7 protein-coding genes, 16 tRNA genes, 2 rRNA genes and 1 other annotated feature (1 of these 26 running past the window's edge) are annotated in these 8,474 nt (G+C 37.6%); of the genes, 22 read left to right on the top strand and 3 right to left on the bottom strand.

Translation table 11 applies throughout. The annotated features are described in order from the left end of the window. The 18 genes from PGC35_RS16680 to PGC35_RS16595 all read left to right on the top strand — a co-directional run. Nucleotides 1-86: ribosomal RNA gene (locus tag PGC35_RS16680) — 23S ribosomal RNA — on the top strand; the annotation flags it as partial. 123 nt (nt 87-209) lie between these two features. Beyond that, nucleotides 210-325: ribosomal RNA gene (gene rrf / locus PGC35_RS16675) — 5S ribosomal RNA — on the top strand. Between the two features lie 10 nt (nt 326-335). Next, nucleotides 336-410, top strand: a tRNA-Asn gene (locus PGC35_RS16670). Between the two features lie 5 nt (nt 411-415). Then, nucleotides 416-507: transfer RNA gene (locus tag PGC35_RS16665), tRNA-Ser, on the top strand. A 27-nt stretch (nt 508-534) separates the two neighbouring features. Beyond that, nucleotides 535-609: transfer RNA gene (locus tag PGC35_RS16660), tRNA-Glu, on the top strand. Between the two features lie 24 nt (nt 610-633). Next, nucleotides 634-709 (top strand) — tRNA-Val (locus PGC35_RS16655). Nucleotides 710-727: 18 nt separating this feature from the next. Continuing rightward, a tRNA-Met gene (locus tag PGC35_RS16650) sits at nt 728-804 on the top strand. A gap of 3 nt (nt 805-807) precedes the next feature. Next, a tRNA-Asp gene (locus PGC35_RS16645) sits at nt 808-883 on the top strand. A 143-nt stretch (nt 884-1,026) separates the two neighbouring features. After that, nucleotides 1,027-1,102 (top strand) — tRNA-Phe (locus tag PGC35_RS16640). Between the two features lie 8 nt (nt 1,103-1,110). After that, nucleotides 1,111-1,186 (top strand) — tRNA-Thr (locus PGC35_RS16635). Between the two features lie 8 nt (nt 1,187-1,194). Continuing rightward, nucleotides 1,195-1,278, top strand: a tRNA-Tyr gene (locus PGC35_RS16630). Nucleotides 1,279-1,288: 10 nt separating this feature from the next. Continuing rightward, nucleotides 1,289-1,362: transfer RNA gene (locus PGC35_RS16625), tRNA-Trp, on the top strand. A 25-nt stretch (nt 1,363-1,387) separates the two neighbouring features. After that, nucleotides 1,388-1,463 (top strand) — tRNA-His (locus tag PGC35_RS16620). A gap of 38 nt (nt 1,464-1,501) precedes the next feature. Beyond that, nucleotides 1,502-1,577: transfer RNA gene (locus PGC35_RS16615), tRNA-His, on the top strand. Between the two features lies 1 nt (nt 1,578). Further along, nucleotides 1,579-1,650, top strand: a tRNA-Gln gene (locus PGC35_RS16610). A 6-nt stretch (nt 1,651-1,656) separates the two neighbouring features. Next, nucleotides 1,657-1,731, top strand: a tRNA-Gly gene (locus PGC35_RS16605). Between the two features lie 10 nt (nt 1,732-1,741). Next, nucleotides 1,742-1,815 (top strand) — tRNA-Cys (locus PGC35_RS16600). A 32-nt stretch (nt 1,816-1,847) separates the two neighbouring features. After that, nucleotides 1,848-1,929: transfer RNA gene (locus tag PGC35_RS16595), tRNA-Leu, on the top strand. A gap of 564 nt (nt 1,930-2,493) precedes the next feature. Here PGC35_RS16595 and PGC35_RS16590 read toward each other — a convergent pair. From PGC35_RS16590 to PGC35_RS16580, 3 genes are all read right to left on the bottom strand, one after another. After that, complete coding sequence (locus tag PGC35_RS16590; RefSeq protein ID WP_375219966.1) at nt 2,494-3,975, bottom strand: alkaline phosphatase family protein; 1,482 nt, start codon at nt 3,973-3,975, stop codon at nt 2,494-2,496. Nucleotides 3,976-4,559: 584 nt separating this feature from the next. Then, nucleotides 4,560-5,024, bottom strand: coding sequence for an ImmA/IrrE family metallo-endopeptidase (locus PGC35_RS16585; RefSeq protein WP_053588293.1), 465 nt, complete (start codon nt 5,022-5,024; stop codon nt 4,560-4,562). 14 nt (nt 5,025-5,038) lie between these two features. Beyond that, nucleotides 5,039-5,374, bottom strand: coding sequence for a helix-turn-helix domain-containing protein (locus PGC35_RS16580; RefSeq protein WP_275783431.1), 336 nt, complete (start codon nt 5,372-5,374; stop codon nt 5,039-5,041). Nucleotides 5,375-5,668: 294 nt separating this feature from the next. Between PGC35_RS16580 and PGC35_RS16575 the strand changes: the two genes are divergently transcribed. From PGC35_RS16575 to PGC35_RS16560, 4 genes are all read left to right on the top strand, one after another. Further along, nucleotides 5,669-5,929, top strand: coding sequence for a phage holin (locus tag PGC35_RS16575; protein WP_053588295.1), 261 nt, complete (start codon nt 5,669-5,671; stop codon nt 5,927-5,929). Nucleotides 5,930-6,031: 102 nt separating this feature from the next. Next, a complete protein-coding gene (locus PGC35_RS16570; protein ID WP_056833464.1) occupies nt 6,032-6,721 on the top strand; it encodes an N-acetylmuramoyl-L-alanine amidase family protein in 690 nt (229 codons plus the stop codon). A gap of 187 nt (nt 6,722-6,908) precedes the next feature. After that, nucleotides 6,909-7,055, top strand: a complete 147-nt coding sequence (locus tag PGC35_RS16565; RefSeq protein ID WP_375219965.1) for a hypothetical protein — start codon at nt 6,909-6,911, stop codon at nt 7,053-7,055. A 201-nt stretch (nt 7,056-7,256) separates the two neighbouring features. After that, a complete protein-coding gene (locus tag PGC35_RS16560; RefSeq protein ID WP_375219964.1) occupies nt 7,257-8,249 on the top strand; it encodes an LLM class flavin-dependent oxidoreductase in 993 nt (330 codons plus the stop codon). A gap of 42 nt (nt 8,250-8,291) precedes the next feature. Next, nucleotides 8,292-8,474, top strand: a binding site (T-box leader) (it continues 35 nt past the right edge of the window).

Below are 8,474 nucleotides of genomic sequence, written 5' to 3'. Positions count from 1 at the left end.
CAAAGACGATGAGGTAGATAGGTTCGGGGTGGAAGCGTGGCGACACGTGCAGCTGACGAATACTAATCGATCGAGGACTTAACCAAATATGAATTTGCGAGCATCAATGTCTTTTATCCAGTTTTGAAAGAATATAGAAATTTTATCAAAAAACTATTGAAATAATCTCTAGTTATGGTACAATTAATATTGTCTTTCAAATTAATATGTCTAGTGATGATGGCGAAGAGGCCACACCCGTTCCCATACCGAACACGGAAGTTAAGCTCTTCAGCGCCGATGGTAGTTGGGGGTCTCCCCCTGTGAGAGTAGGACGTCGCTTGGCATAATAATATTCCGAAGTAGCTCAGTGGTAGAGCAATCGGCTGTTAACCGATCGGTCGTAGGTTCGAGTCCTACCTTCGGAGCCATTTCTGGAGAGCTGTCCGAGTGGCCGAAGGAGCACGATTGGAAATCGTGTAGGCGGGTAACCCTGTCTCAAGGGTTCAAATCCCTTGCTCTCCGCCAGATAATTTTCTCTCTACATAATATAATGGCCCCTTGGTCAAGCGGTTAAGACACCGCCCTTTCACGGCGGTAACACGGGTTCGAATCCCGTAGGGGTCACCATTTAAATAATTAACCAGTGTTTTTGGAGGATTAGCTCAGCTGGGAGAGCATCTGCCTTACAAGCAGAGGGTCGGCGGTTCGAGCCCGTCATCCTCCACCATATAAATTATATAGTTGTCGCGGGGTGGAGCAGTTCGGTAGCTCGTCGGGCTCATAACCCGAAGGTCACAGGTTCAAATCCTGTCCCCGCAACCAAATGGTCCCGTGGTGTAGCGGTTAACATGCCTGCCTGTCACGCAGGAGATCGCCGGTTCGATCCCGGTCGGGACCGCCATTTATCAATTAATAAATTAGAGATTTAGGATAAGCAAGCAAATCGAGGAAGCAATCGAACGAAAGAAGGAGCGTACTAAAGTACGTGACTGAATGAGTGAGTGCAGCTGACAAAGAGTTGCGCAGCTTAGCGTAAATCGAAGAGGCTCAGTAGCTCAGTCGGTAGAGCAAAGGACTGAAAATCCTTGTGTCGGCGGTTCGATTCCGTCCTGAGCCACCATTTAAAATGCCGGAATAGCTCAATTGGTAGAGCAACTGACTTGTAATCAGTAGGTTGGGGGTTCAAGTCCTCTTTCCGGCACCACTAATAGTGGAGGGGTAGCGAAGTGGCTAAACGCGGCGGACTGTAAATCCGCTCCTTAGGGTTCGGCGGTTCGAATCCGTCCCCCTCCACCAGTTTTTATATAGGGGCATAGTTTAACGGTAGAATAGAGGTCTCCAAAACCTTTGATGTGGGTTCGATTCCTACTGCCCCTGCCAATTTATAAGTTAACTTTGAATAATGGCGGTTGTGGCGAAGTGGTTAACGCATCGGATTGTGATTCCGACATTCGTGGGTTCAATTCCCATCAGTCGCCCCATATTCCTTTTGAGTTAGCTCTTTTTTTATTTAATAATGGCGATTGTGGCGAAGTGGTTAACGCACCGGATTGTGATTCCGGCATTCGTGGGTTCAATTCCCATCAGTCGCCCCATTGGGGTATAGCCAAGCGGTAAGGCAACGGATTTTGATTCCGTCATGCCCTGGTTCGAATCCAGGTACCCCAGTTTTTTGCGGAAGTAGTTCAGTGGTAGAACACCACCTTGCCAAGGTGGGGGTCGCGAGTTCGAACCTCGTCTTCCGCTCCAACTATAATTCGGCGGCATAGCCAAGTGGTAAGGCACAGGTCTGCAACACCTTTATCACCGGTTCAAATCCGGTTGCCGCCTCCAATTTTTAATTTAACATTTGAAACACTTTATTTGCCGGTGTGGCGGAATTGGCAGACGCGCGGGACTCAAAATCCCGTTCTTTCGAGAGTGTCGGTTCGACCCCGACCACCGGTATCATTAATTAAATTTTGATTTGTTTTAATAAAAATAAAATCCTCGTAAATGTTATTAAATTAACATTTACGAGGATTTTTTTGTTTTTGAGAAAAGGATATTTGTTTTGTTGCTAGAAAGAATAAGTTCCCATTTACATGTTGTATGTAGATAGCATTATTCCTTCTTTTTTATCGATGTTTATCTACAAGAATTTGATTCCCATCTGGATCTTCAATTGTAAAATGTTCCACATTTATTGTTAGATACATACTTATCACCTCGAAGATTAGTATGAAATGTAGAATCGATTTTGTACATAGTTATTTAAGCACTAGTGTACATATTTAAATTATCATTTGTAAATTTGGCTTCCATGTTCATCTTATTCATGCAACAGAAGAACATATCTATATGGCTCATGAAAATAGAAACGAAAAGGAATACATTGTTTCTTAAAGAGGATGTTCAAAAAGTCCGGTAAGAATGACACATCGAATTTGCTTACTATCAAGGGCCAGCCTGGTCTGACCCTTGAATATTTCATCGGTTAACTGGTACTGCATCCATGTCCCTAGTCATCCCTTACTCACCACGTTGTTCGGAGCATAACCGAAGTATAAATTCTTTCATATCGACAACACGTGGGAATGTTGGTCTTGCGGTGGTTCCTGCAATCAATAATGGTACAAGTGTTTCTTGTTTGTGTAATGAACCGTGCGCTGCCCCACTAAGGTGGAATGGTGTGGATTGGGCTTTAAAATCACAACCTGGTTTAGCGTTAACGACAATGAAACGACCCGAATGGGAGTGTAATGCACTATAAATCCTAGCTAACGCATCTGGATAATTCCCGTAAGATAACTCTTTTTCATTTTTTATATGCAAATCCAGAAGTTCGATGTTTCCCTCTATACTCCATGTTTGATTATATTCATCCTTGTATTTACCAGTTGGACAGAAACGCAATATTCCTTGTCTCATGCCAGATGTAATGTTTATATAGTTATTATCCTTCCAGGCAATTATATCGATTCGTCTATCATTCATTAGACGTTCTGCAATAACAGATAGTGGCAGGTTCTTATCCAATATGTAAATATAAGCCATACGCTGATTTACACATAGGACAAGCTGGTCTTTTTTGCGTACGCTGCTCTCAAGTCTGGATATGCGATATTTTTTTAGTATTTTACGTAAATCAATAATAAATTTCCGGTAGTTGGAACCGGTTGGAGAATGGCCGTTATCTCCCATCACCATCCATACATTCCTATTGAGAGCTTCCTCCCAGCTTGGATACATATTCAACGTTTTTTTGATTTCTCGGTCAATTTTTGTAATTCCTTTTAAATCTTTCGGACCCTTGAAATGAAGGCGGGTGTCCATATCTTGAAATATGCAGAATGTAAATCCTGGGAGTTTGTCCTTACGTATTAAATATCTGAGCTCCCGGGCTGTAAATTTATAATTTCCAGCAGCTATTTGCGTTGTGAATCCCCACGGTCGCAATTTAGAAAAGAGACCTAAAGAGAAAATGGATGTGGCGTTGGTTGTCCATTCACCGTCCTTGAAGCGGGTCAGTGTACTGAGTAATCGAGGTACGTGTAACCGATGGGGGGTATTTCCGCGATAGACAAAAGAATTAATAGAAGCGGAAGGAATTCCCTTGTTGGCCAAATCCTCATAAATTGTAGAAACCTCACTACTTAAATGCTCATTATTCAGTCGGTAAAGCATGTTATAGGCGGTACTACGCATTCCTAACCTAAACGTTTCGCGAAAACCAGTCCCGTAGTTAATAATCTCCATTCTGGAATCATCGTACCAAGTTAAGCCAGGAACATGGTGTTCATCAGCATATGTACCTGTCAAGAGAGTGCTATCAATAGTGACAGACATTGTCGGAAATGAACTCACCATATTGGGAATATAACTGCCGTTTTCCATTAGAAATTTTAAGGCAGGAGCTTGTCCGGTTTGGATGGCAATTTCTAGCGGTTCGGGCATCAAAGAATCAATGTTTAGCAAAATTACTGGTTTTAGCGTTTGTGGGTCTTGCTTCATATGGTTTCATCCTCACTACCATTTACTTTTGGAAAGTACACTATTTTATATCTTTTGATTTTTAGAATTTATTATACTACCCACTTTTTTCCTGTAGAGATGAAAAATTGTAAAACGTGCTGGTCCTTCATTTGTTTCATCTGCTTCAGACAGCATTTTGGTTCCTTTTGCTTTAAGCGTAAATGGGAACTTATACTTTCTAGCAACATGACAAATATCCTTTTCTCAAAAACAAAAAATCCTCGTAAATGTTAATTTAACAACATTTACAAGGATTTTATTTTTATTAAAGCAATTCAAAATTTAATTAATGATACCGGTGGACCGAATCCTACTTTATACACACAAACTTTTTGGAAAAGAATTATCTAAGTTAGCTCCGTTATACTAACAGTCTCAATTCCATCAATAATAAATTTGATCTAAGTATAAATGAGGACCATGAAATATACCAACATAATGATAGTAGAACTTTTGAATGCCTGTGAATTTTTATAACTTAATTACATTCATTATCAATTTAAGTATAGAGTTTATATTTTCTTTTTTATCAATAGAAAAACGCCATTGATAATGGCGTGTATTTAAAACTTTATGGTATCTATGGGTTTAATATTCAGCGGATCAAAAGTGATTTCATATCCTTTGTAAACTTTTTTCAGTCCGTATTTATCGACATAATAATCAATCGATTTTTTTAAGTAATCTGCAGTTATTTCGATATGAACACAAACATCCTCTAAGGTAATTTTCCTCAGCTCATAACATTCTATCAGCTTTTCGAGTGATACAACTTTTTCATATCCCCATCTTCTAGCAACGAGTTCTAATTTTTGATTTTGGACTAGATTTAAATCGGTAATGTCCCCGTATGTCGTTTCGTAATGTCCCAATTCTTCTGCAAGAATACCATGTTTTTCATAACTATTTTTTAGCTTATTTATATATATCCTTTTATCTATATATATACCACCGAGACCTTTAGGCATTGTTGGATCTTCAATAATCTTTATATGCGGGTATTCAATTATCAATCGTTCATAATCCACACATTACACCTCATTTAATCTCGTTTGAATTTAATATAGTTAATGTAGTTTTTAATTGCTTCCATTTCTTCATCTGTAACATCATCATCGATGTGGGCAGCAAGGGTTTCAATTTTTGAATAAGACTGTTTAGTGTCTAATCCAAGTATTCTATCCATAGAGACATTAAAGGTTTCTGCAATAGCTCGTAACATCCTTGTTTTAGGTTCAGTAGTATCTGATTCCCATTTGGATACCATACCCTTTGTAATTGAAAGACCTGCTTTTCTATTTATTCTTTCCGCAAATTCTTCCTGAGATAACTTTTCTTCATCTCTAATTTTTTTTAACTCTTTGCCTATTGAATACATCGTTACTACCCCCTATTAATTAATGTAAGTATAATCTAAAGTTTCACTTATGACAACTTATTTTAAAATTTTTATTAAAAAGTTGTTGACTATGAAACTTTTACCTGTTAAAGTCATCTTATAAGTTTCACGAATGAAACTTTAATTCTTAGATTTGAAAGGAGATTAACATTATGAAATATATAATAAGTTAATATTGCTACAAATTTATTATTTTTTTAGCAAAAAAAGTTTCATAAATGAAACTTTGTCTTTTGTAATCTATCCAGAGAAGAAATGGAAGGTGGAACAATTATGAATATTAACTGGAAAGTACGTTTTAAAAACAAGCTCTGGGTGTCGAGTTTTGTTGCCCAATTATTTATTTTAATTGAGTTACTTTTAATTGGTGCCCATGCTATTGGTTGGACGAGTTTTCAGTTAACTGAAGAGATTCAAGATTGGGTATTCGCGGTAGTAAATGTCGTATTTGGATTGTTTGCTACAATCGGAAATATTCAAGATCCAACTACAGAGAATTTTGCTGATAGTCAAAGAGCTATGAACTACAACTAACTAAGTAATTCTTTAAGGAGGTGGTGGTAATGTAGGTAATGTGATAAAACAGAGGTAAGAAGTTGTACATCGTAATACAAAACTAAAATGGGGTGATTAATTATGGTAAAAGTATTTATTGATGCAGGTCATGGTGGGACGGATTCAGGCGCAGTGGGGAATGGGTTACAGGAAAAAAATCTAACATTGCAAATTTCAACTAGAATTAAAGATATTCTGCTTGCTGAGTACAACAATGTAAGTGTGTTAATGAGTCGAACAGGAGATCAATCTTTAACTTTGACGCAGCGTACAAATGCAGCTAACTCATGGGCAGCTGACTTTCTCCTTTCTGTTCACATTAATGCCGGTGGTGGAACAGGCTATGAGGATTATGTTTATCCTGGAGTAGGTGCACCTACTACTACTTATCAGAATACTATTCATGAAGAAATATTAAAGCTTGTAAACTATACTGATCGTGGAAAGAAACAGGAAAACTTCCACATGTTACGTGAATCTAATATGCCAGCCCTTTTGACTGAGAATGGATTTATTGATAATACAAATGATGCTGCTAAGTTGAAAACAGCTTCCTTCATTGAATCTTTAGCTCGAGGTCACGTGAACGGCATAGCTAAATGCTTCAATCTTCCAAAGAAAACTACAGCTGTTTATCATACGGTTGTGAGTGGTGATACTGTATATTCATTAAGTCAAACATATGGTAGCACAGTGCAACAGATTAAAGATTGGAATGGGCTTGATGCGAATTACACTATTTATGTAGGACAAGTGTTAAGAGTGAAATAAAAATGCTCTTTCTATAAAATCTATCAAAAATTTGTCGAAACCTATCTAAGCCCTATTCACTTAAATTGTGTAGGGCTTTTTTATGACTATTTCTAATAGAGCTATTATATTTAAAAGTTTATTTAATAATAATGCGGGTAAATAATAATAAACAAATAATTGGATGATCTGAAGGAGGAAATATAGAATGATAAAAAAATATAATTTTATTATTGAAGGAAAAATTATCGATGTATATGCGAAATCAAAAACAGAAGCACAAGAAAAAGCAAAGAAAATTTATGATGAAATAAGAATAGAAGACAGATCCCATCAAAAGTTACATTGGGTATAAAGGGCTTTTCCATAAGTAATATTCATAACGATAAGCATATAAATGTTGAATTATTAGCATTTATAAGCTTTTTTATTTTGGTTTATATGTCTGATTTAAGAAACGGAAGTATGCTGGTAGTTAGGCATAAAAATTTACATGGAGGTTATTGAAAGTTATCGTAATACATAAGGAACGGTTGAAGTGAAAGGAAGTATTACGATGAGATTAAGCGTACTAGATCAAGCTCCTATAACAAAAGGTAATACAGCAGAAGGAGCCCTAAAAAAAGCAGAAGAGTTAGCTATATTGGCGGATAAGCTAGGATATTATCGAATGTGGATGGCAGAGCATCATGGAACAAAAGCTTTTGCTAGTTCATCACCTGAGATAACAGCCACTCATCTTGCTGCCAAAACGAAAAATATCCGCATTGGAACCGGTGGAGTAATGATGATGCATTATTCTCCGTTAAAACTTGCAGAAGTATTTAAAACGCTAAGTGCTTTTTCACCTGGCCGAATTGATTTTGGAGTTGGCCGAGCTCCAGGTGGGGATAACTATTCTATTTATGCTTTATCTGAGGGGCGCCAGCCGATGTTGAATAATATGTATGAGAAATTTAAAACAGCTCTAAAGCTAATGAACGATGAAGTGCCGGAAGATAGCCTATATAATAAAACAATCGCGACACCTTATAACATAATGTTACCGGAGGCATGGTTACTTGGGTCCAGTGGTAATAGTGCAATTCAGGCAGGACGTATGGGTGTTGGATATTCGTTTGCACAGTTTTTCAATGGTGGAATGAGTAAGGAAATTTTAGAAGCATATAGAAAGAACTTTCAAGCTTCAGCTTTTATGGAGAAACCAGAGATTTCTGTGACTTACTTAGCTACAGTAGCTGAAACAAAAGAAGAAGCAGAGTTTCAAGCACTTCCTCAAGATATTTCTAGACTTTCTTTAATGAGAGGGTCGATAATGCAAACGATGACACCAGAAGAAGCACAAGAGTATCCATTAACTGAAATGGATCGAATGATGATTCAAGAAAATCGTAAGATACATTTAGTTGGAAGTGCAAAAGAAGTTGCAACGATTTTACAAGATGAACAAGAAATGTATGGCTTTGACGAAGCAATGATCTGTAGTATCCCACATTCGCAAGAGAAGCGTTTAGATGTGTATCGATTGTTAGCGGCTGAATTGTTTTAAGTCTCATTGTATTAATTGCGAGTATTTGGTATATTATTAGTAATACAGTCTACGATGTGACCAAGTAAATGAGAATTGTGAAACAGAAAATATAGCAATTGCTGAGAGCTATATCACCGCTTCTTGTTGAAACCTACCACGGAGATGTTATGCAAACATAACCGGTTCGTTGTCGTTAACCAACGTTTGAGATAGTTCGCTAAATTTGCGAACTAATTAAAGGTG

It is taken from the genome of Psychrobacillus sp. PGGUH221 (assembly GCF_042055255.1).
Lineage (GTDB): Bacteria > Bacillota > Bacilli > Bacillales_A > Planococcaceae > Psychrobacillus.
The sequence above is the reverse complement of the archived record's forward strand: the minus strand, read 5'-3'. Positions and strand labels throughout refer to the sequence as shown.